Source organism: Bacillus cereus ATCC 14579 (assembly GCF_000007825.1).
Taxonomy (GTDB): domain Bacteria; phylum Bacillota; class Bacilli; order Bacillales; family Bacillaceae_G; genus Bacillus_A; species Bacillus_A cereus.
The window spans coordinates 1464444-1487913 of record NC_004722.1 but is presented as its reverse complement, the minus strand read 5'-3'; the positions used below and the strand labels follow the sequence as shown (position 1 = coordinate 1487913).

Genomic DNA, 23470 nt, shown 5'->3' with positions numbered 1-23470 from the left:
GAAATAAAAAGAAGTTCCAAAAGAGGAACTTCTTTTACTTAATTTCAATATCTGCAGAATGAATATGATGTACTTTCCCCTCATGATCCTCCAGAAGTAATACACCATCCTCTGTGATTCCTTTTGCTAACCCCGTAATTGTCTCTCTCATCGTTCGAGCGGTAATTTCTTTCCCGATGCTCACAGCGTAACTTTCCCAAAGAATTTTAATGACAGAGAAACCATTTTGTAAATACTCTTCATATAATTTTTCTAGTTGTAAATAGATTTGTTGCATAAGTTCTGCACGAACAATCGGCTTACCTGATTCAATCGCTAATGAAGTAGCAATGTGCTGAATTTCTTCATCAAAATGTTCTTGCTTTTGATTCGCATTAATACCGATGCCCATAATGACAGCATTAATTTTATCAAGATCCGCTTGCATTTCTGTTAATATACCTACAGCCTTTTTACCTTGAATTAAAATATCATTTGGCCATTTTATTCCTACGTTTACACCCGTGCATTTTTCAATTGCCTGTGCAACACTAACGGCCGCTAACAAAGTAAGTTGCGGTGCATGATGAACTGGGATTGATGGGCGTAAAATAATACTCATCCAAATCCCTGTTCCTTTTGGTGAATGCCATTTTCTGCTTAAACGACCTCTTCCCGCTGTTTGTTCTTCTGCTACAACGACTGTTCCTTCTTCTGCACCTTCATAAGCAAGTTTTGCTGCAATGTGCTGCGTTGATTCAACAGTTTCTTCAAAATACACTGTTCTACCAATCCGCTTCGTTTGTAGCCCTAACTGAATTTCATTAGCGGTCACTTTGTCTGGCTTACTTGCAATTCGGTAACCTAATCGACGCACAGCTTCAAGTTCATATCCCTCACTCCGCAGATCCTCCATATGTTTCCACACAGCAGTCCTTGAACAACCAAGTTTATCACTAATTGTTTGGCCGGATACAAACTCGCCATCCGCTTCAGAAAAAACTTGCAATAACTGCTTTCTTATAGTAGATTGCATCCTTGTAGCCACTCCCTTATACGCTCTTTCTCATTAACTACGTTTCCTTGTACGATTGCTTCTTCGATTTTCTGAAGCATCTCAGCAACCCACGGACCAGGCTTTTTGTTTGCCCAGTTTAATAAATCATTACCAGTCACATTCATTTCTTGACGCTCCTGGATTGGCAATGCATGAAACATTGATTGTACTCGTTCAACAGATGTAGGGTCATAGCGTTCAATCATCGCTTCATATACTCTCTCTGCCATTTCAGCGATATGAATTCCCGTTTTATAAAGAAGGACTGTATCCCAATCCTTCTCCTTTCTAGTACGGATTGTCAATAAAACTGCAACAATATCTTTTATTTTTTTATTCGAAAACTTCCATTGACGTAAAAAGACAGATGGATGTTCTTCCCCGATACAATATAAGAAAAATGCCCACGCCTCAATATCCGTTTCGAAAGAATCCCATTTATACTGCGTAGCTTTTAACAGTCTCTCTTCTGACATTTGTAAATATGGCAAATGAGAAAATAGCTTCGTCTCTACTAATTCTTTGAGACCTTTCACACAATATGTACCAGTTAACAGTTTCTCAAACTCTACTGTAATACGCTCAATTGCTATATGTTCTAGCAAATGCCCATACGTTTCAATCGCTTGCTTCGTTTTCATTTCTAATGAAAAACCTAACGTGCTTACAAACCGAATACCACGCATCATTCGCAGGGCATCTTCTTGAAAACGATCCGCAGCATTTCCAACTGTCACAATTTCTCTCTGTTGAATGGCTTCCTGTCCAGCAAATAAATCGACCATTTTGCCTTCTTCTGTCATAGCAATTGCATTCATCGTGAAATCACGACGTTTTAAATCCTCTTCTAATGAACGAACAAATTGAACACTACTAGGTCTTCGAAAATCTTCATATTCGCTTTCTGTTCGAAAAGTAGTTACCTCATAGGGCTCACCATTTTCTACAACAATTACAGTTCCATGCTCAAGACCAACAGGAACATTTCTTGGGAATATAGCCATCACTTCTTCTGGTAGAGCAGATGTCGCAATATCAATATCTCCAATCGGCCTATCGATAATAAGATCTCGTACGCTCCCACCAACAAAGTAAGCCTCATGTCCTTGTTGCTTTAATGTCTCAATAATAGAACTAGCTTTTTTAAATCTTTCCATTTTTGTCATCCCTTAGTACGTCATAGTAAATCGTTTCATATTGTGAAACAATTTTTTCTGAGCGAAATTGCTCATAAACACTTTCTCTTGCTCGTTCTCCCATATTACGGTGAAGTTCCTCGTCCTTTAATAGCTGAATAGCTTGATTTGCCACTCCTGTTGTATCGCCAACTTCACATAAATATCCTGTTTCCCCGTGTTGAATAACCTCTGGAATACCTCCAACCCGTGTTCCGATACAAGGTACACCACACGCCATTGCTTCTAATAAAACAAGACCAAAACTTTCCTTCTCTGATAGAAGCAACATTAAATCACTCATCGCAAGTAGTTCTGCAACATTATCTTGCTTCCCTAGGAATAAAACGCGATCTTCAATATGTAAATTCTTCACTATCTGTAAAATCGTACAGAATTCTGGTCCGTCTCCAACAAGAAGCAACTTCGCGTCTACTTCTTTAACAATTTTAGCAAATGCCTGAACAACATCCTGCACACGTTTCACTTTACGGAAATTCGAAATATGAATAAGTACTTTTTCACTCTCACTTATACCATATTCTTTCTTTAATTGAGACATATTACGCTTGAAATATACACGTTCGTCTATAAAGTTATATACCGTTTGAATTTCTTTACTTGGTTTTACAAGCTCATGTGTTTCGTTAATTAATGAATGCGAGACAGCAGTAACAACATCCGATTGCTCAATACCAAAACGAATTAAATTATTTAACGAAGGGTCGGAACCTAACACAGTAATATCTGTTCCATGTAAGGTTGTAACAATTTTAATACGCTCTCCGATCATTTGTTTTGCTAAATATGCACAAATTGCATGTGGTATTGCGTAATGCACATGTAAAATGTCTAAGTTTTCTCTTTGTGCAACCTCGGCCATTTTACTTGCTAACGCTAAATCGTATGGTGGATATTGAAATACAGAGTATTGATTTACCGTCACTTCATGAAAATAAATGTTTGGATATACTTTATTTAACCGGAATGGTAAACCCGATGTAATAAAGTGAATTTCATGCCCACGTTCCGCCAATTGCTTTCCTAATTCTGTTCCAACAACTCCAGAACCACCTACAGAAGGATAACATGTAATACCTATTTTTAATTTCATTTACATCCCCCTAATAAATCAGCATGTAATAAAACCGGTTTCTTACTCATAAATCCCTCGGCATACAAGACTCCAACTTCTTTTCCAAACATCTTCTCACGAGCAATCACAGTTTCAACGTAACCTTCTGTTAACGGTGTCTTAACACCATCACTCCCTGTTGAAAACTGACTTTCATACGCTTCTAATGCTTCCACCTTTATAGAGAGGTACTCACTTATATCTATACAAAAATTCGGTTTATGAAAACCATTAATCATATAATTATAAAAAGACTCCACACGATGTGGTGAAAGTTCCGGCATATATTTACGGATTCCTGCTGAAAAAATAGCCTCTTCCACAAGCTTTGCACAATTTGCATGATCTGGATGGCGATCTTCATAGTACGGCGCAAAAACTAGTTTTGGTTTATATGTACGGATCACCTTGACAATTTCACGTATATACTCTTCTTTCATATACAAACCACGGTCTGGCATCGCTAAATTCAGCCTCGTTTTTACTCCCATTATACGAGCTGCGACCTTCGCTTCTTCTTTTCTCAACTCTATCGTTCCATTTGAAGAAAGATCAGCTTCTGTTAAATCACAAATACCTACTTCATACCCTTGCTTTGTATATTTAGCGATGGTACCAGCCATGCCGATTTCAACATCATCGGCATGAGCACCAAACGCTAATATATGTAATCCACTCATAATTGTTCCCCTCATTTTCTTAACTTACGATAATCTAAATCTCCTCGCTCTAATGCGTGCATTAACATTTCAGCACTTGCCATATTCGTTGCAAGTGGAATCGCATATACATCACATAAACGAAGTAATGCATTCACATCCGGTTCATGCGGCTGTGCTGTTAATGGATCGCGGAAGAAAATCACCATATCTAAATCGTTCTTTGCAATCATTGCACCAATTTCTTGATCTCCACCAAGAGGGCCAGATTGATATCTTGTTATAACTAATCCAGTCGCTTCCATAATGCGAAGCCCTGTCGTTCCTGTTGCAAATAATTCATGTTGTTCAAAAATTGGTTTATATGCGTATGCAAACGAAACCATATCATTTTTCTTTTTGTCATGTGCGATTAAGGCAATTTTCATCCGTTGTCTCCCCTTTAGTCGATAATATTTTCTAAACCGTACACAAGATGATCAAGGTTCATTACTGTCTCAATTGATAGTTTTACACCTGACATAAATGATGCACGATTGAATGAATCATGACGAACTGTTAACATTTGTCCATCTCCACCAAACATTACTTCTTGGTGTGCAATAAGCCCTGGCAAACGTACACTATGAATGTGAATACCGTCTACATTTGCACCTCGTGCACCTGCTAGTTGCTCTACTTCATTTGGATGACCTTGCTGCTTTGATTCACGATTTTGGCGAATTAACTCTACCGTTTTTACAGCTGTACCAGATGGTGCGTCTAATTTTTGATCATGATGTAATTCAATTACCTCAACATCTTGGAAATATTTCGCTGCCATTTGTGAGAATTTCATCATAAGAACTGCACCAATTGCAAAGTTTGGAGCAATAATTGTTCCTACTGCTTTTTCTTTTGCATTCTCTGTTAAACGTGTCAATTCTTCTTCTGTAAATCCAGTTGTACCAATAACCGAACGAAGTCCACGCTCAACTGCAAGTGTAACGTGTTGTTTCCCCACTTCTGGTGTTGTTAAATCTAACAACACATCTGCTTCTACTTCATCTAAACAAGTATGTAAATCAGCGTAAATCGGCGCATGTAATGCTGGCATGCCAGGTAAATCAGAAATCTTCTCACCACCATGCTTATAATCCACTGCTGCTACTAAATTAAAATGTTCCGTTCTTTCCATAAGAAGGACTGCTTCATGTCCCATACGTCCTCTTGGTCCGGCGATAATTACTTTAATTTCTTTCATTATTCTTTCTCTCCCTCATCAATACGTGTCCAGCGATCTTTATCACGTGTATTAAATTTATTCATTACAATGTTATGTGCTGTCTCTAAATCAATATTTAAACTATTTGCCATACAAATCATAACAAATAATACATCTCCAAGCTCTTCTTCAATACTTCTTTCTTTTTCAGTTGTTTTCTTCGGTTTCTCACCATAATAATGATTTACCTCTCTTGCAAGCTCTCCCATTTCTTCCGTTAAACGAGCCATCATTGCAAGCGGACTGAAATAACCTTCTTTAAACTGACCAATATATGCATCTACTTCTTTCTGCATATCTTTCATCGTTTTTGCTTCCATACTATTCACCTCTAATCCTTCCTCTTTCATGTTAGCCAATTCATCGCGATTTGACAAATATTATTCCCCGCCAAACACCTATTTGCGACCCATTTTTGGATAGACTATAATAAAGTGAAACTTCTTTTGTGATTTTTTTGCAAAAGATTAGTTGAACTAATCGGGTTCCTACGGCTGGTTTGCCTTTCTTCAGAGGTTTATCTCCTACCAGCCGTTGGTACGGGGTAAAGTGAAACTTCTTTTGCGATTTTTGCAAAAGATCAGCCCACACCAATCGGGTTCCTACGGCTGGTTTGCCCCTCTTCTTTGCTTCATCTCCTATCAGCCTTTAGAGCGGGATAAAGTGAAACTTTCTTTTGCACTTTTCACAAAAAATCAGCCCACATCAATCAGGTTCTTACTATTTTCACTAGCAACTAGAAATTACTTATTATTATGTTTTACCGTTTCAGCGGAGCAATGCAATCATTACATAATTAGGGGGATTTCTATATGACATCAAAATTGAAGATGCGAAATATTATTTTTATTTTAATTGGTTCCGCTATATTTTCTTTCGGTATTGTCAATATCAATATTGAAAACCACCTTGCAGAGGGTGGGTTTACTGGTATTACACTATTATTGTATTTTTTATTTAAGTTTGATCCTTCCTACTCAAACTTAATTTTAAATATCCCTATATTTTTTATTGGCTGGAGGTTACTTGGCAGAACGACATTTTTATATACATTAATTGGAACCTTTAGCGTATCTTTATTTCTATGGATTTTCCAGCGTTACGAAGTACTCAACTTACATTTAAACTTGCAAAATGATATGACACTCGCAGCTTTATTCGCCGGGGCATTTATCGGTATCGGCCTTGGAATAATATTTAAATATGGCGGGACTACTGGCGGTGTAGATATTATCGCACGACTAGCGCACAAATATGTTGGCTGGAGTATGGGGAAAACAATGTTTATGTTTGATGCTGTCGTTATCGTCGTCTCTATTCTTACCTATTTATCATACCGTGAGGGCATGTATACGCTAGTTGCTGTTTTTATCGGTGCTAAAGTCATTGATTTTATGCAAGAAGGAGCTTATGCTGCCAAAGGAGCGACTATTATCTCAGAGAAAAACGATGAAATTGCTGCCAAAATTTTATCTGAAATGGAGCGCGGAGCAACCTTTTTAAAAGCTGTTGGATCGTATACAAAAGTGGAACGTAATGTATTGTATTGCGTTGTTGCTAAAAATGAAATCGTGAAATTAAAGAATATCATTACTTCTGTAGATCCTCATGCTTTTGTCGCTGTAAGTGATGTACATGATGTAGTTGGTGAAGGGTTTACGTTAGATGAAAATAAAAACCCTTTACATAATTAAATATAACTAGAAAAGCGCCTTAGCTTTTCTAGTTTTTTATTACAAGTCTTTTAAGCTTCTCAAAATCCTCATGAATAAGCTCCAATAAACTCCGATTATAAAAAATGGAAGCTGGATGAAAAGTCGGAAAAACATGATATTCTTTCTCTGACCATGTAAACTCTGCACTTTGCATATCCTTTAATTTTTGAATGGGCTGTTTTAATAATTGCCCGTGTACATCTGTGATTTTTTTATTTTTTCCTGTTAAACGTTGAAGACCGATATTTCCAAGCGTGACGATAAGCTTCGGATGTATTTTCTCTAATTCATAATCTAACAAAGGCGCATGGGCAACTATTTCTCCCTGATTTGGCGTTCTATTATACTTTTTTTGTATGATTTCACCATTTCGTTCTTTTTTCTCTCGCCATTTATAAGGTCTACTCCGAACAGCGCTCGTAATATATACTTCTTCCCTTGTAACGTGGATACGCTCTAAAAAAACCATTAATTGTTTTCCCGCCCTCCCGCTAAACGGAATCCCATTATGAATTTCTGTTTCACCAGGTGCTTCTCCTAACAACATAAATTTGGGATTTTCAGGACCTTGTCCACTTAAAAAACCTTCTAGTTGATAAGGAGCACTACGCTTTTGCACTTGTTTTACTAAATGGTCTGGATATTTCATTTCCCCCACCACCTTTCCGCATTACTTCTATTATTTCTATTTGCAATACATTATATAATTCAATCCACACAACAAAAAAAGACTATCAAAATTGATAGTCTTTAGTCGTCGCTACGCTGCATACCAGTATACATTAATACGAGACGTAATAATTCAAATACCGCTACAGCTGCAGCTGCTACATATGTTAATGCTGCCGCATTTAATACTTTACGAGCTTGCCCATATTCATCTGTTGATACAATACCTAACGCTTCAATTTGTTGCATTGCGCGCTTTGACGCATCAAACTCAACTGGCAATGTAACGAGCTGGAACACAACACCTGCTGCCATTAAAATGATACCTAATAACAATAGTTTTGACATTGTCGCAAATATACCAATCATAATAAATACCCATGATATATTCGATCCAAAATTAGCCACAGGAACTAACGAATGACGAATACGCATAAAGTTATAATCTTGTGCATCTTGAATTGCGTGTCCTACTTCGTGTGCTGCAACTGCTGTACCAGCAACTGAATGTCCATAATAGTTATCTGTTGATAATCGAACCGTCTTAGCGGTTGGATCATAATGGTCTGATAAATGACCTGGTGTTTCTTCGACAGCTACGTTGTATAATCCATTTTCATCTAAAATTTTTCGAGCCACTTCCGCTCCTGTCATACCTGATGTTGAATAAACTTGTGAATACTTGCTATAGGCACTACGTACTCTTGACTGTGCATACAACGGTATGATCATTATGATCGCGAAGTAAATTAAATAAAACATCATGAACCTCCATTGAAGTTTTAATTATAGTACTTCTCATTCTATTTTCTTCTGCCACTATTGTCAATGAATAAACCTTACAATCCATATCTTTATTTATTGCATTATCTATTTTTAGAATGTACATTACTTTTTCTTTTTTCTCTCTCTCCTTTATACTTTCTCCATCCAACATAAGTTAATGTGAATAAAATAAGTCCCCCAGTAATTGTCATAAACCAAATGAGAGAGGGTGCAATTTCATCTTTTTTTACTGTGTGAAATATCTTTTGCAAATCCCCTTTAATAATCCCTAATTGCATTTGGCCGCCTTTCGTTTTTAACATAACGTTACGAAATTCATCTAAATAAGATAAATGAACATTTACACGCTGGACCTCGTTTTCTGGCAAAGCAATCATTAAGCTTGGATAAATAATATTGAATTCATTTAAAAACGTATTTAACGTTTGTTGAAACTGCCCAGCATCTTCTTTTTCCATCGCTTTTTCCATTTGAGAAAAGGCATCCATTACTTTCCTTTCTCTTTCCATCCAAAGTGGTTGATATTTCGATACTTGTGCATCAACAGCAAGTTGTAATGCCAGCACATTATCAATTTTAGCTTGCTTACCTAAACCTTCTTCAGAGAGCGATTGTTGCGCCTTATCGTAAGCTAAAGAAATAACTCTAACTTGATCTGGTGTTACTTCCTGCTTCTTTTCATTCCCCTTTATTAAAAACTGCTCCGAGAAATGTTGTAATACTTGTACCGCTTTTTCATCTTCATTACGCTTCACTAACTGTAACGAGTCGTCTAACAACCCTGTTAGCTCATTCCACTCTTCAGCATATATACGTAACGGAAACATTATAATTAGAAATGCTATCAATCCAATTAATGTTCTCTTCATCCCGGTCCCCCCTTAACTACTAGTACAAAATATGTTAATTTGGACAAGAATAGAACAGAACTAGACCGAAAAATATATTATCGTTTTACAAAGAAAAAAATTCTCTTTAAGCAGAGAATTTTTTCTGTGACATCCTTTTCTTTTTTACGAGATATCTATATAAGCTGTAACAAAGTATACTCCCACCTAAAATGAATAATAAAATAGCACACGCAGCATGCATAAAGAACTCTTCTGGTAACATTAATATAATTGGATCCTTTTCAGGATCAAAAACCCAATAATCATTACTAAATAAAAGTTTATGGAATAATACAAAACTCTTTTCAAAATTAATAGCAATTGGTAACATAAGCGCTATCGGAAAAATGATTGTTAAAATCGATCCGTGCAGTAAAAACTTTTCATTTTTCTTTTTTAATAAATAAATTCCGCCTATCACTGCAATCATAATTGTCGCATACATCACATATTGAATCTTTACTAAAATATTTTTAACATCTACAAAATGAATACGGCCATTTGTGGACATATCTAATGTGGGCAAATGTAATGCTCCGTCATAAAACGGGGATAAATATGTAATAAGCACATCGTAATTTCTTTTAATTTCATCCTTCGTCATATCCGCTAAATCAGGAATATTTAAAAAATCAATTTCAAAATAATACAACCATTTTCCATATACAACTGCCATTGTTGCGAGTGCAAAAATAGAAAATGCTATGCTATATGAAACAACTAAAGTAATCAATCGATCCAATATTTTTGTACCACTCTTATTTTTCTCCATGTTCTCCCCCTAAATGTTCTAACCATCATAAAGAAAATTGTTTTCTTTGCTCACGTAAGCAACAATAATATGTAATACATAGTACAGCAATACTTAACCAAAACGTAAAATAACCAATTTCCTCTACAAACAAATGCATAATTCCATATCGCGGCATTTGCCAAAATAAATAATCAATTGCATCGTTATGCAACGTCCACACAGCTGCTACTATAAAATGCCATTTTTTTATACGATAGAATGGAGCATATAAAAATCCTTGTATTGCCATCGCGAAGTGCGAAAGCATTAACATGTAGCCCATAAGGCCTATAGGCCCTTTTACGTAAATCATAATCGCGTTTACAACAACAGCCCAAATACCATATTTTATTAAAGTTACAATCGCTAACGCTTCTATTAATCCCCAGTTTCTCTTTGCCAAAAAAGCAATTAAAACAAAGACAAAAAAGAGAGTCGCCATAGGACTATCTGGTACAAACGGCCAAAATATAGGTGACGTTTCTTTCAATTGATTTCCGTACCATATAAATCCATAAATTGTACCTAATAAGTTAACAATTAATAAAAATAATAATACCGAGCGTTGTCTTAACATTGCATACAAGTACACCAATCCGTATGTCCAACACCTTTCAAGCAAAGTAATTCATTCACTAAATCCTACTCTATTATAACAAACTTCATCCAACTAAATAGAAAAGCTGACTACAAATTTTGTAGTCAGCTTTTTTATTATTTTTTATTATACTTTGCAACGAATTCCGAAAGCTTCTTCAGTTCCTCATCCGTACCTTTAAATACACCTTTAGGCATTGAACCTTTTCCCTCTTTCGCAATTTTAGCAATTTCTTCTGGCTTTAAAGTTAAGTTTTGCAGTGCCGGTGCTGCTGCCCCGCCTTGTAAATTGTCACCATGACATGTTAAACAAGTATTTTTTTGCATTAATTTATAGCCATCATCATTTTTATCAACTGGCGCTGTTTTTACAATTGCTCCTTGTTTTTTTGCAGCTTCCCAGTCGTGGTGTGCTACAGATTCCCAAGTTAAAAAGATAATCGATGCAATTGCTAAAAGCATAAATCCAGTTGCCACAGGACGCTTCAATGGACGTCTTTCTGGACCTCGATCAAGAAATGGAGCTAACAGTAATGCTCCAAACGCAATCCCTGGCATAATAAATGCTCCAATTACAGTAAATGAACCGGAAGCATACGAATACTTTAATAACTGATACAAGAATAAGAAATACCAATCTGGAAGTGGTATATATCCAGCATCTGTTGGGTCCGCCATTCTCTCAAGCGGCGACGGATGCGCCACTGTTAAACATAAATAACCGATTAAAAAAACTGCACCAACCATCCATTCTTTTAACAAGAAGTTCGGCCAAAATGCTTCTGTTTTCCCTGGGTATTCAGAATAGTCTTTTGGAATATTTGGTTTCCGAGCTACTGGTACCCGAGAATCTCCTACAAACTTCATCCCTTTGCCGCGATGCATAATCTCCCTCCTTTAGTTCTTTCCCCTTTAATTTAGCAATCTCTTATAGTGGACCGGAAATACCTTGTTTGCGAATCATGATGAAGTGGAAGGCCATTAAACCTAGAAGTGCTGCTGGTAAGAAGAAGACGTGAATAGCAAAGAAGCGAGTTAATGTTTGAGCGCCAACAATTTCGGAATGACCAGCGAGTAATGTTTTAATATAAGGACCAATGAGCGGTGTTTGCTCTGCAATTTGAATCCCTACTTTTGTAGCAAATAAAGCTTTCATATCCCACGGTAATAAATATCCGGTAAAACCAAGACCTAACATAACAAAGAAAATAAGAACACCAACAATCCAGTTTAACTCACGGGGCTTTTTATACGCACCTTGGAAGAAAACTCTGAGTGTATGTAAAAACATCATTACAATTACGAGACTAGCACCCCAGTGGTGCATACCACGAACAATTTGCCCATAAGCAACTTCATTTTGTAAATAGTAAACTGATTCCCAAGCATTTTTAATATCAGGCACATAATACATCGTCAAAAACATTCCAGATAAAATTTGAATTACAGTAACGAAAAAGGTAAGTCCTCCAAAGCAATAGACGAATGCAGAAAAGTGATGTGCCGGGTTTACATGTTCAGGTACTTCATGATCAGCGATATCACGCCATATTGGTGTAATATCTAATCTTTCATCCACCCAATCATAAATTTTATTTAACATCTACTTTGCACCCCCTCTTGGCTTCGCTTTTCCTAGATACAGCGTTCCATCTTTCACTTTAGACTCGTACACATCAAGCGGAGCAAGGGGTGGCGTACCTTTAATGTTAATCCCATCTTTTGTATAACGACCCCCGTGACATGGGCAAAAGAATTGATTCGGATGTGCTTTGTCCGAATTCCAGTTAACTGTACATCCTAAATGTTTACATACTGGAGAGAACGCAACAATGTCTCCGCTTTCATCTTTATGAACCCAAGCTGATTTTGGTTCTTCAGACTTGTACCAACCATCAACCTGCTTCACTTTAAAATCGAAACGCTTCGGCTCTGTTGTAATATCCTTTACTTGCGCAACAGCAACCATATCCGTTCCCGCTTCTTTTCTTAACACCGGATCAAGCGCAAATCGCGTCATCGGCATTAAAATACCGGCAGCCATAAAGCCTCCTACCCCTGTGAGTGTGTAATTTAAAAATTGTCTTCTTGACACGCGATGTTCTTTCTCGCTCACGAAAATTTCCCCCCTCTATCAGAAATTGTCCCCTCGTGATAAATTATATAAAAAATAAAAACTAGGACACTATCATGATATAATACGCTCATGCACAGGTCAATATCATACTACTCATAATAATAAGAACTTTCTGTTTATTATGAGTTTCCCCATTTCTCTTCCAACATCACCATTATATTTTTTATATGTGCATGAATAACTTCTCTTTTTGCTTGATCACTAAATTGTTCTAATGCTAATGAAGGAAACCAAAACAAATCTCCCTGTAACTCTTGCATATCCTCTTTCCATGAAAAATCACTTGTAACATAAGCAATATGCTTAAAACCTTCACTTCGTAAATGATTTGTCCATTCTTGCAAACGACCTTTTTCATTCTTTTGACTTTCTACCAAATACGTAAACGCAGGCAGTAAAAGCACTCTTCCCTTATACTCTCTTTCCAATTCCGTGCTCAACAATTCGATAAATTCACCTTGTTCTACAACCATTTTCATTTCTTTTGCTGCCGAAATTGATAACAGCGGTATTACTCCTGTATCAACATACTCTCTTGCTTGCTCAAACTGTTCCACATCTTTTACAATCCACTTCAAATTCCTTCCCTCCTTCACTTACAAATGACAGAACTTTCACTTTATATATATTAAACCATACTAAAAGAGGTAAAAAAAGAAAAACTACCCAATATAGGTAGTTTTTCTTGATGAAAGTCTGAAATTTGTAAAAATTTATTAATCCAAATAAATTCTATAAAGTTTTTAACTCTGCCGTTAATCTATGAAACGCTTCCTTATCTTGCTTATCTAACGCTTCATCAATTTGTTTCAAAAGGCGTTCTCTCCTAAACGAAAATACACTTTCTTCCAAAAACCTTTCTGCAAGTAAACGATCTTTTTCATTTACTTCAATATGCTTTGGTAGATATGGGTTTTCTTCTAATACAGCTACATAATTCGCATTTTGAAACGATGATTTAAAGTTGAGTTGAATATAAATATCCTCATCTCGATTTAAACGAATATCATGAAACGATTTTTCAGCATCTGTTGTCATAACATTTTGTTTAAAAAAGTGAAACGGTGTGTCTTTCACACAATTCGCTGACATCACTAAGCCACGCGGACAATATTTTGCATGCTCTACGAAGTGGACTTTATGCATCAATTGGTCGTGACTCATTAAATAATTCAGAATCCATACACATTCACGCTGTTTCAGTTGGTAATTATTCAAAAACCATTTTACAAAATCCTTCTTCTCGTTTACAGAAACAGGGGTATTCATAGCAATTAAGTCCCTCCTCTGTCTTTCTCTTTTCTTTTTAGATTCAAGAAGCGGCATTCAGTTTCCTTCCAACTTATGAAAAATCCTCTAAATTATATAACAACTCTTCAATATGAATTTGTGTCGGGTCTAGTTGTAATAACTGGGTAAATACTTCTTTCGCCTCTTTTCGTTTTCCTTCTTCCAATAAGAAATAACCGTACTCTTCTAAGAAGTCTGGATGATTCTTAAAAGAAGTATATGCACTTTCATAGTGTTTTAATGCATCCGAATACATTTCTAATTGTTTTTTTGCATACGCAAGATCCCAAAGTAGTTGTGTATCTGGTTCTCCACTATCAATAGCACGCTCTACAATTGCAATTAACTCTTCGTACTTTTCTTGTTCTTTTAAGATATATGCATATTTTAATGTTGCACCTAAATGCCCTGGATCTAACTCAAGCGCTTTTTGAAGAACTTCCTCTGCTTCTACTATTTTTCCTAATTTCGCCGCAATGTTCGCTAACTCTACATAAAATGGAACTGAAAGCTCATCTACTTTAATTCCTTCATGAAGCGTTTCATAGCTTTCTTGAAGCATTCCTTCTTTTTCATAGCTTTTCGCTAAATACATGTACAGTGATGCGTACTCAGGGTCTAATTCTTTTAGTTCTTGCCAAGCACCAATTGCTCTCTGATATTCTTCACCTTGGTATAATGTGAAGGCATATCCAAATAATGAGTGAATATCTTTTTGTTCCTCTAGGCCTGCTTCATAATAAGAAATCGCTTCTTCCCAGTTTCCGATCGCGCTTAACGTTTCTGCGAGGCGAAGTGCGATCACAACACCACCCATTACTTTATGTTCCGCTAATAGCGATTCATAATAAGTAATTGCCTTTTGTTCTTCACCTTTACTACTATATAATTCTGCTAACCCAAACGTAATAACAGGTTCATCAGGCATCATTTCTTTCGCCTTTAATAGTTTTTGCTCCGCTACATCATCAAAACCTTGCATTTGGAATAAATCTGCAACAAGTAATAACGATTGAACATATAAATCGTCATTTTCTGGAATATCATGAAGCACTTCAATCGCTTCATCTTCTTTATCTAGATCAATATATAATTCTGCTAAAAATACAGTGAATTCACTTTCTTCTGGATACAGTAAACGTAAGTCTTCAGTAATTGCTAATGCCTCATCTGTAAATCCAAGTGTATGATAGTAACGAGCGATATCATACTTCTCTTCATCATTCGCAATTTTTAATTGTTCTTTTAATAATTGTAATCCTTTTTCTGCTTCACCATTTTCAATATATGAAACAGCTTGTTCAAACTTTTGCATAAACGTCTCCTTTAATTCTAAAAAATATCTTTTCTGTTCATTTATCATAAGCAACTCACTGTTAGAACGCAACCTTTAGAATGAGCATGCTTCTTCTTATACTTCTTCCTACAGAGTAGTTAATTGTTCAAAAGGTTCGGATATGACACCGATACCTTATCATCATCTTCTATTGTACCGCTTTCTTTTATGACCGTGCAAATAACTTCTCTCACTAATTATCAAGCCATACAAACCGTGGTTTACAGAATAACTTAATTAGCAGTCTTCAACCTTTATTTTGAATGCGATAAAAAAGGCTCCTATAATAGGAGCCTTCACAATCTCTTAAGAATATGTTTCTTCTTTCTGTACTTGCTCATTTACAAGCTCTTTCAGTAACTCTATAATTTCATCATTTTCTTCCTTCAAACCGACAGTAATACGAATACCATCATCGATACCAAATGCAGCACCAGAACGAACGATATATCCTTTTTTCATTAATCGTTCGAAAGCTTCATTACCTGGTATACCGAGTTTTAAGAAAATGAAATTTGTTTGAGATGGATAATAGAATACGTTATATTCTTTACAAAATGCATAATACTGATTTAAACCTTCAGCATTCTTTTGCACACAATCTTGTAAAAAAGCTTGATCTTCTAATGCAGCGAGTGCTACAGATTGGGCTACAGTTGATGTATTGAATGGTAACCTAGCTACTTCTAGCTGTCCGATTAACTTCGCATCCCCAATCGCATATCCGATACGAAAAGCAGCTAAACCATATGCTTTTGAAAACGTGCGTAAAACCATAAGATTTTCATACTTTTCAAGAAGTGGTAATGTTTGCGGATAGTCTTCTGCTTCCGCGTATTCATAATATGCTTCGTCCATAATAACGAGAGCCGACTTAGGAACTGATTCTAAAAATGAAAGTAATTTTTGTTTCTCAACATATGTACCTGTTGGATTATTCGGATTACAAATCCATACAATTTTCGTTTTCTCATCTACTTGCTCTAGCATTGCATCTAAATCGTGAATACCATCTTTAAGTGATACTTCACGAACTTCTGCTCCTTCAATAACAGCATGGTGGTGATATTGTGAAAACGTAGGATTCGCCATTACAACGTTTGTTCCTTCATGTAGTAACGCTCGGCTAATCATTTGAATGACTTCATCTAATCCACTACCAAATAGTAGTTGTTCTGCTTTTACACCTAAATGTTCCGCTATTTTTGTCCGAAGTTCAAAGGCATATCCATCTGGATAAAGGGCATATTGGCTCGCTAAAGAAGTTAATGCTTCTGTCACACGTGCTGAGCAACCGAATGGATTTTCGTTGGATGCTAATTTCACAATTTTTGATAAACCATATTCTCGTTTTACTTCTTCAATGTTTTTCCCAGGCACATACGCTCTCAAAGTTAACAATTGCTCTTTCACTCTCATTTTTCTTCCCCCAGTCATTTCATTCAATTTGATTACAATACGGTTATAGCCCCTTACTGTAATCTTTTGTCATAACCGTCACTATTACGAGAATACCTCTAAATGAGCACTTCACAGCACTTCGCTATCATTTTAAACCATATCTTTTTGAAATGCCTCTAACGCAATATGAACAGTCTCATCTGAAATAGATACGACATTCACTACCCCATATTCCTGCATAAGCACCATATGAATTGCTCCTGCATTTGCTTTCTTATCTTGTTTCATCAATTGAACGATGCGCTCTACATTCAAATCTCCTGGCATTTTTGGATAGCCGTATTTCAAGAACCACTGCTTCATATCTTCATAAGCAAGATCAACCTTGTACACTTGCTCACTTAAAAATATGGCGAATAACATTCCAACCGCTACACCGTCACCGTGAGTAATATTTCCATACCCTAGCTCTTTTTCAAGAGCATGTCCTAACGTATGTCCAAAATTCAAATGAGCACGTACACCCTTCTCTGTTTCATCTTGTGACACAACATTTGCCTTTACAGGAATCGCCTTCGTTAATATATGGATTAACTTCTCATCATGAAGATCCGCTAATGTTTGCACTTCTTCTTTTAACCAATGGTATAGCTCCACATCACCGATAAGAGCATGCTTTATCACCTCTGCATAACCTGAACGCCACTCTTTTTCAGGAAGAGACTGTAAAAACGGTGTATGATATACAACTGCTTCTGGCTGATGGAATGCACCAATCATATTTTTACCTAACGGATGGTTAATCGCTACTTTCCCACCCACTGCGCTATCGTGCGCTAATAAAGTTGTCGGAACCTGCACAAAGCGAATACCACGCATAAACGATGCAGCAACAAAACCAGCTAAATCTCCAATCATTCCGCCTCCAAGTGCAAGAATTAAAGAATTTCTATCTAATTTATTTTCAAGAGCTGACGTATGAGCCGCATAGAAATTTTCGAAAGACTTCTCTTTTTCGCCACTTGGTACAACAAACGAAAACACGTGCTGCTCTACTTGTAATGCATCGATAACTGTCTGTAAATGTAGTGATGCAACAGCTTCATCTGAAATAATCATTACGTTAGATACCGCTGGCTGCATATTTTGAACGATCGTTGTTAAGTTTGACAACACTTCTTTACCAACATGTACATCATATTCTTTTGATTTCGTTTGAATATGTATGTTTCCCATTAAAATCCCCTCGCATATTCATTATGTTTCTCAATATTTTCACGAATTAGTTCCATACGATCTAATCCGAATTGTTCTATTAAAGCTGTCGCTAATTCCCAAGCCACAACCGCTTCTGCAACGACACTAGCTGCTGGCACTGCACAACTATCTGAACGTTCAATGCTCGCTGTAAAAGGCTCTTTCGTATCAATATCTACACTTTGAAGAGGTTTATAAAGTGTAGGTATCGGTTTCATCACACCGCGCACAACAATTGGCATTCCAGTCGTCATACCGCCTTCTAATCCACCTGCATTATTTGTTCTTCGTGTATATCCATGCTCCTCATTCCACAGAATTTCATCATGAACTTCACTTCCTGGTCTATGCGCTGCTTCAAAACCAATTCCAATCTCGACACCTTTAAAAGCATTAATACTCATAATTGCAGCTGCTAATTTCGCATCCAGTTTTCGATCATAATGCACGTAGCTACCTACTCCAATTGGCATCCCTTCCACAATTACTTCAACGATTCCACCAATTGAATCACCATTTGCTTTCGCATCATCAATCGCTTTCATCATTTGGTTACCAGCTTCGTCATCTAAGCAACGTACAGGAGATGCTTCGGTAATACTCTTTAATTCTTCAATTGAACTATACGTAATCTCCTTAGCTTGTACACCGCCAATTTCAATTACATGGCCCGCTACTTTAATACCAAGTTCTGCTAACACCTTTTTAGCAACCGCACCAGCAGCAACACGCACCGTCGTTTCGCGCGCTGACGAACGTTCCAGTACATTCCTCATATCTCTATGACCATATTTAATCGCACCATTTAAATCAGCATGCCCAGGCCTTGGTTTTGTCACTTTCCTTTTCATCTCTTTTTCTTCTTGCTCAGTTAAAGGCTCCGCCCCCATAATTTTTGTCCAGTGTGCAAAATCACGATTTTCAACAACAAGTGCAATAGGAGAACCTAATGTTTCTCCATGTCTAACACCACTTAAAATTTGCACTTGATCCGTTTCAATTTGCATGCGTCTACCGCGCCCATATCCCTTTTGCCTTCTAGCTAACTCTTCGTTTATATCATCTGCTACTAAAGACAATCCTGCCGGAACACCTTCTATAATCGTTGTAAGTTGTGGACCATGAGATTCACCAGCTGTAATATATCGCATACGTTATTCCTCTTTTCGTATATGTATTTATCTCACTATATTAACTTTTATCATTCTAAAAATATTAAAGAAATTATATCATAAATCGACCATTTTCTTATTCTATATTTCCGATAGTCCTAATTTAAATATCAACATATCATAACAGTTCAAACTTCGTAACTAACTGAAAATAAAAAAAGTGCAAGAAGAATACCCCTATTCTCCTTGCACTTTTTACTATTATCACAGTGATTAAAGCGTTTACAAATTATTTCAAAATAATTAGTAAATCCATTCATTCATTAATTTTGAGTAGTCAACTAATTCTTCTTCTTTAAAGAAAATAGCAATCTCGCGCTCTGCGCTTTCTAAAGAATCAGAACCATGGATAATGTTTTTCGCAACAGTTACACCGAAATCTCCACGAATTGTTCCAGGAGCTGCTTCATGTGGTCTTGTTTTCCCCATCATGTTACGAGCTGTATCTACTACACCTTCACCTTGCCATACCATTGCGAATACAGGTCCAGATGTAATAAAGTCTACTAACTCACCAAAGAAAGGTTTTTCCTTATGCTCAGCGTAGTGTTGTCCAGCAATTTCTGGAGTGACTTGCATTAATTTTGCACCAACTAATTGAAAGCCTTTTTTCTCAAAACGAGCTACAATTTCCCCAATGAAGGCACGTTGTACACCGTCTGGTTTTACCATTAGAAATGTTTTTTCCATAAAAAATCTCTCCACTTCTGAATTATGTATGTAATTGTATATCCCCACACACATATTATCACCCTTATCACAATTGTGCAATAGTTTTGAAATAGAGAGATTATTTTATTTTTTAGAATAAACCTTAAAATTTTCGTTTTCCAATATACTTTGCAACATTTTGTAATGCGTACTTTGCTTTTCCACGTGGGAGTGGTTTTATTATTTCTAAAGCTTTATGTAAATAACGTTCACTAAACGCAAATGCTTGATCAATTGCTGTACTATTTTTTACAGCATCAATAATTTCTTGCATTTCACTTGCTGTTGAATTTTCATGTACAGATGTGATTTTCTGACGAAGTACGGGATCTTCCATCGCATATAAAGCAGGAAGTGTAATATTCCCTTGTAGTAAATCCCCACCAGCAGGTTTTCCAAGTTTCTCTTCTGTAGAAACGAAGTCTAAAATGTCATCAATAATTTGATAAGACATTCCTACAAAATACCCATACCAAAATAGACGATTTACCGTATCACGATTAGCACCAGCAGCAATCGCTCCCAATTGACAACTCGCGGCAATTAATAATGCTGTTTTTCGCTTTATTCTTCTTAAATACGTTCTTAAATTTTGGTCATAATTGTATTTATCTTTAATTTGTTCAATTTCACCTTTACAGACTTCTAAAATAGTATGTGATAACGCTTGATGTGCCTCTGGAATTTCGATATTGGTTATACATTCAAGAGACTTAGCAAACAGATAGTCCCCTGTATACATCGCAATACGATCTCCCCATTTCGCATTCACAGTCGCACTGCCGCGTCGTAAAAATGCAGCATCAATAACATCATCGTGAACAAGAGAAGCCATATGAATAAGTTCTAACGCAACAGCAACATGCTTAATCGCATCTAACTTATAATCTCCAAATTTCCCTGCAAGCAACACAAATACAGGACGAATTCGTTTCCCACCAGCTTCAATAAGCTGTAATGCTGCCTCTTCTACTAATGGCTGTTCAGAAGCGACTGTCTTTTTTAATTCTTTTTCTATCACATTAATATCCGATCGTAAAAAAGAGTACATAAGTTGTAACTTCATATTGTTCACCTTAACCTAAAACTTCTTTTTTCTATTTTGATTCTGGTTTAATTCCTAAATGCATTGCTGCTACCCCAAAAGTAAATGGTTTCACTTGCACACGTTCAAGTCCAGCTTGCTCAAACATTTGAGCCAATTCTTTCATCCCTGGGAACGTACTAGCAGATTCTTGAAGCCATGAATATTCTTTATAACTTTTCGCAAACATCTTTCCAAATAACGGCATGATATATTTAAAGTATAAAATATACCCTTGTCGAAAACCAATCATTGTTGGTTGAGATGTTTCTAAACAGATTACTTTTCCACCTGGTTTTACTACACGCGTCATTTCTTTTAATACGTGCATATAATCCGGTACGTTACGTAAACCAAACCCAATCGTCACATAATCAAACGTATTATCTTCAAACGGAAGTTCCATTGCATTCCCATGTAGAAGTTCCACTTGTTTTAATTGTAACGCCTCTACCTTTTGCTTACCAACAGATAACATATTTTCACTGAAGTCTAAGCCAACAACCTTTCCTTGCTCACCTACGGCTCCAGCTAGCGCAATTGTCCAATCTGCGGTTCCACAGCATACATCAAGCGCTTGACTGCCTGGTTGTACATCCATAATTCGCATCGTTTCTTTCCGCCACGCTTTATGTCTTTGAAAACTAATTACAGAATTCATCACATCGTATTTATCAGAAATCTTTTCAAATACGTCATGTACTCTTTCTTCTTTTGATTGTTGCATGCTCGTACCTTCTTCCAATGTAAAATTGCTTATGTCTTCTATTTATTCCTTAACACAGAATTTATTTCATTTATGTCTGTGTGATTTTCTAAAAATTGTTTTTCTTTCTTTCTCAATTCCTTCATCCAACCATTAATCACTACTTCTGCTTTATCCCCTAAAGCATCTTGCATAGCTTGAAAAACAGGTGAATGTTGCTTATCAGCATACAATTGAATTTCTTTTTGAAGGCGATTTCCACCTAATACGTATGTGATAAATGGCTTCCAATGTGATAACTGAAAATGATCACATGTTTTTTGAAGGAGCGCAGACTCAATCGTTACTATGCTTTTCATTATGTCATCCGTCGTTTCATGCGCTTTTTGGTATAACATAATTTTGTGTTCATTTATCTCTTTAATTCCTTCAGCAAGTGCACGAATTAAAACAATATCACGATTCATAGACAATAAATAATAATATAGTCCACTATAGTAATCGCCTGCAAGTACTGTTAATTGACGACATTTATGGAATCCAATCTCTTCCTCGCCTGCTTTATTTGATACCCTTTCATGCGTATCAAGCGCAATTTGTACAAGCATAATTGTTACTACGTAATGCTCAATTTGTTCTATATGTAAGTTTGCACTCTTTAAAGCACCATATAACAATGCTATCTTTTCTTCATCAATAAATGGTTCTTCAATATAGTTTATAAAATAAGGATGGCGTAATTTCTCCATCAATTTTTCTTTTATACCCGCATACCCTCGGTAGATGTCACACACAAAAAATCACCCTTGTTTTCTAATTCATAAAACTTATTATAACACATACACTCTATTTTCTATAACCAAAACTTGGCTACACCTACCATTCATGTAAGCAATCTTTCTAATCTCACTCTGTCTAGTTAAAACTATATCATTTATTTACTAAAAAAAAAAAGAAAAGCAGTTTCCCGCTTTTCTTTACTTCGTTTTAATAAACGATAAAATTTCACTGCGCGCTGCAGCATCATTTTCAAGCACACCACGCACTGCTGTCGTTACTGTTTTCGCACCTGGTTTTTTCACACCACGCATCGTCATACACATATGTTCTGCTTCTACTACTACCATTACACCATGAGGCTCTAGTACTTCCATAATAGAGTTCGCTACTGTTGATGTAATACGTTCTTGCAGTTGTGGGCGACGTGCAATTGTATCTACGGTACGAGCTAATTTACTTAACCCTGTTACCTTTCCACCTTGCGGAATATATGCAACGTGAGCAACTCCATAGAATGGTACTAAATGATGCTCACACATCGAATAAAATGGTATATCTTTTACTAGTACAAGCTCTTCATGATCTTCTCCGAATACTTTATGCAAATGCTCTTTCGGATCTTCATGCATACCTGAGAACACTTCTGCGTACATTTTTGCAACACGCTTTGGTGTATCAAGTACTCCCTCACGATTTGGGTCATCCCCAATCGCCTCTAAAATAAGGCGTACTGCATGTTCAATTTGTTCTAAATTAACTTTTGCCATCCGCTAGCCCTCCCGAAAACCTAAAAGTGATACGAACACATTCTAGCATATTTATGTTTTTAAAAGCAAAAAGAAGAGTTCCCAAAAAGGAAACTCTTCTTCCCTGTTAA

At 36.5% G+C, this 23470-nt stretch carries 27 protein-coding genes; 1 reads left to right on the top strand and 26 read right to left on the bottom strand.

The window, feature by feature from the left end; translation table 11 throughout:
• Positions 1-34: 34 nt before the first annotated feature.
• Genes BC_RS07625 through BC_RS07595 form a run of 7 tightly spaced genes read right to left on the bottom strand, consistent with a single transcriptional unit; the run spans position 35 to position 5589 of the window.
• Positions 35-1015: a biotin--[acetyl-CoA-carboxylase] ligase gene (locus tag BC_RS07625; protein WP_001192061.1), complete on the bottom strand. Its 981-nt coding sequence runs from the start codon at positions 1013-1015 to the stop codon at positions 35-37.
• On the bottom strand, positions 1000-2193 hold the full coding sequence (locus BC_RS07620; RefSeq protein WP_000439321.1) for a CCA tRNA nucleotidyltransferase: 1194 nt from the start codon (positions 2191-2193) through the stop codon (positions 1000-1002). The genes BC_RS07625 and BC_RS07620 overlap by 16 nt, the downstream gene beginning before the upstream one ends.
• Entirely contained in the window at positions 2180-3325 is a 1146-nt protein-coding gene (bshA, locus tag BC_RS07615; protein ID WP_000768305.1) for an N-acetyl-alpha-D-glucosaminyl L-malate synthase BshA, read from the bottom strand. Before bshA ends, BC_RS07620 begins: the two co-directional genes overlap by 14 nt.
• The gene (gene bshB1 / locus BC_RS07610; protein ID WP_000015673.1) at positions 3322-4026 is read right to left on the bottom strand and encodes a bacillithiol biosynthesis deacetylase BshB1; all 705 of its coding nucleotides are present in this window, start codon (positions 4024-4026) and stop codon (positions 3322-3324) included. Before bshB1 ends, bshA begins: the two co-directional genes overlap by 4 nt.
• Positions 4027-4037: 11 nt before the next feature.
• On the bottom strand, positions 4038-4433 hold the full coding sequence (gene mgsA, locus BC_RS07605; RefSeq protein WP_000684761.1) for a methylglyoxal synthase: 396 nt from the start codon (positions 4431-4433) through the stop codon (positions 4038-4040).
• A gap of 14 nt (positions 4434-4447) precedes the next feature.
• A complete protein-coding gene (gene dapB, locus BC_RS07600; protein ID WP_000658813.1) occupies positions 4448-5248 on the bottom strand; it encodes a dihydrodipicolinate reductase in 801 nt (266 codons plus the stop codon).
• Entirely contained in the window at positions 5248-5589 is a 342-nt protein-coding gene (locus BC_RS07595) for a nucleotide pyrophosphohydrolase (protein ID WP_002108639.1), read from the bottom strand. Before BC_RS07595 ends, dapB begins: the two co-directional genes overlap by 1 nt.
• A gap of 492 nt (positions 5590-6081) precedes the next feature.
• Here BC_RS07595 and BC_RS07590 point away from each other — a divergent pair, with 492 nt between their 5' ends.
• Positions 6082-6963, top strand: coding sequence for a YitT family protein (locus BC_RS07590; RefSeq protein ID WP_000202121.1), 882 nt, complete (start codon positions 6082-6084; stop codon positions 6961-6963).
• A gap of 28 nt (positions 6964-6991) precedes the next feature.
• Here the strand turns inward: BC_RS07590 and BC_RS07585 are convergent, their stop codons facing one another.
• From BC_RS07585 to folE, 19 genes are all read right to left on the bottom strand, one after another.
• Positions 6992-7633, bottom strand: coding sequence for a uracil-DNA glycosylase (locus tag BC_RS07585; RefSeq protein ID WP_000876878.1), 642 nt, complete (start codon positions 7631-7633; stop codon positions 6992-6994).
• Between the two features lie 101 nt (positions 7634-7734).
• A complete protein-coding gene (locus tag BC_RS07580; RefSeq protein WP_011109966.1) occupies positions 7735-8418 on the bottom strand; it encodes a zinc metallopeptidase in 684 nt (227 codons plus the stop codon).
• 101 nt (positions 8419-8519) lie between these two features.
• Positions 8520-9308, bottom strand: coding sequence for a sporulation protein YpjB (gene ypjB, locus BC_RS07575; protein WP_000831584.1), 789 nt, complete (start codon positions 9306-9308; stop codon positions 8520-8522).
• Between the two features lie 106 nt (positions 9309-9414).
• On the bottom strand, positions 9415-10101 hold the full coding sequence (locus BC_RS07570) for a TIGR01906 family membrane protein (RefSeq protein WP_000414368.1): 687 nt from the start codon (positions 10099-10101) through the stop codon (positions 9415-9417).
• Positions 10102-10126: 25 nt separating this feature from the next.
• Positions 10127-10717: a DUF1405 domain-containing protein gene (locus tag BC_RS07565; protein ID WP_025709269.1), complete on the bottom strand. Its 591-nt coding sequence runs from the start codon at positions 10715-10717 to the stop codon at positions 10127-10129.
• A 119-nt stretch (positions 10718-10836) separates the two neighbouring features.
• Positions 10837-11604, bottom strand: a complete 768-nt coding sequence (qcrC, locus tag BC_RS07560; protein WP_000554603.1) for a menaquinol-cytochrome c reductase cytochrome b/c subunit — start codon at positions 11602-11604, stop codon at positions 10837-10839.
• 43 nt (positions 11605-11647) lie between these two features.
• Positions 11648-12322, bottom strand: coding sequence for a menaquinol-cytochrome c reductase cytochrome b subunit (gene qcrB / locus BC_RS07555; protein ID WP_000932700.1), 675 nt, complete (start codon positions 12320-12322; stop codon positions 11648-11650).
• Entirely contained in the window at positions 12323-12835 is a 513-nt protein-coding gene (gene qcrA / locus BC_RS07550; protein ID WP_001290418.1) for a menaquinol-cytochrome c reductase iron-sulfur subunit, read from the bottom strand.
• Between the two features lie 140 nt (positions 12836-12975).
• Positions 12976-13434, bottom strand: a complete 459-nt coding sequence (locus BC_RS07545) for a YpiF family protein (RefSeq protein WP_000871313.1) — start codon at positions 13432-13434, stop codon at positions 12976-12978.
• A gap of 154 nt (positions 13435-13588) precedes the next feature.
• Positions 13589-14125 (bottom strand): ReoY family proteolytic degradation factor, encoded by a 537-nt coding sequence (locus tag BC_RS07540; protein ID WP_001095925.1) that lies wholly within the window; start codon positions 14123-14125, stop codon positions 13589-13591.
• A 73-nt stretch (positions 14126-14198) separates the two neighbouring features.
• Positions 14199-15461 carry a tetratricopeptide repeat protein gene (locus BC_RS07535; protein ID WP_001168671.1) on the bottom strand — a complete coding sequence of 421 codons (1263 nt, stop codon included), beginning with the start codon at positions 15459-15461 and terminating at the stop codon, positions 14199-14201.
• Between the two features lie 327 nt (positions 15462-15788).
• Entirely contained in the window at positions 15789-16901 is a 1113-nt protein-coding gene (hisC, locus tag BC_RS07530; protein ID WP_001264019.1) for a histidinol-phosphate transaminase, read from the bottom strand.
• Between the two features lie 132 nt (positions 16902-17033).
• Complete coding sequence (aroB, locus tag BC_RS07525) at positions 17034-18119, bottom strand: 3-dehydroquinate synthase (RefSeq protein WP_000526818.1); 1086 nt, start codon at positions 18117-18119, stop codon at positions 17034-17036.
• The gene (aroC, locus tag BC_RS07520) at positions 18119-19291 is read right to left on the bottom strand and encodes a chorismate synthase (RefSeq protein ID WP_001269384.1); all 1173 of its coding nucleotides are present in this window, start codon (positions 19289-19291) and stop codon (positions 18119-18121) included. Before aroC ends, aroB begins: the two co-directional genes overlap by 1 nt.
• A gap of 264 nt (positions 19292-19555) precedes the next feature.
• Positions 19556-20002 (bottom strand): nucleoside-diphosphate kinase, encoded by a 447-nt coding sequence (ndk, locus tag BC_RS07515; protein ID WP_000415883.1) that lies wholly within the window; start codon positions 20000-20002, stop codon positions 19556-19558.
• Positions 20003-20126: 124 nt separating this feature from the next.
• Complete coding sequence (gene hepT, locus BC_RS07510; protein ID WP_000776077.1) at positions 20127-21089, bottom strand: heptaprenyl diphosphate synthase component II; 963 nt, start codon at positions 21087-21089, stop codon at positions 20127-20129.
• Positions 21090-21120: 31 nt separating this feature from the next.
• Positions 21121-21834 carry a 2-heptaprenyl-1,4-naphthoquinone methyltransferase gene (gene menG, locus BC_RS07505; RefSeq protein ID WP_001187674.1) on the bottom strand — a complete coding sequence of 238 codons (714 nt, stop codon included), beginning with the start codon at positions 21832-21834 and terminating at the stop codon, positions 21121-21123.
• A 38-nt stretch (positions 21835-21872) separates the two neighbouring features.
• A complete protein-coding gene (locus BC_RS07500) occupies positions 21873-22607 on the bottom strand; it encodes a heptaprenyl diphosphate synthase component 1 (protein ID WP_000332860.1) in 735 nt (244 codons plus the stop codon).
• A gap of 183 nt (positions 22608-22790) precedes the next feature.
• On the bottom strand, positions 22791-23360 hold the full coding sequence (folE, locus tag BC_RS07495; RefSeq protein WP_001151482.1) for a GTP cyclohydrolase I FolE: 570 nt from the start codon (positions 23358-23360) through the stop codon (positions 22791-22793).
• Between the last annotated feature and the right edge of the window lie 110 nt (positions 23361-23470).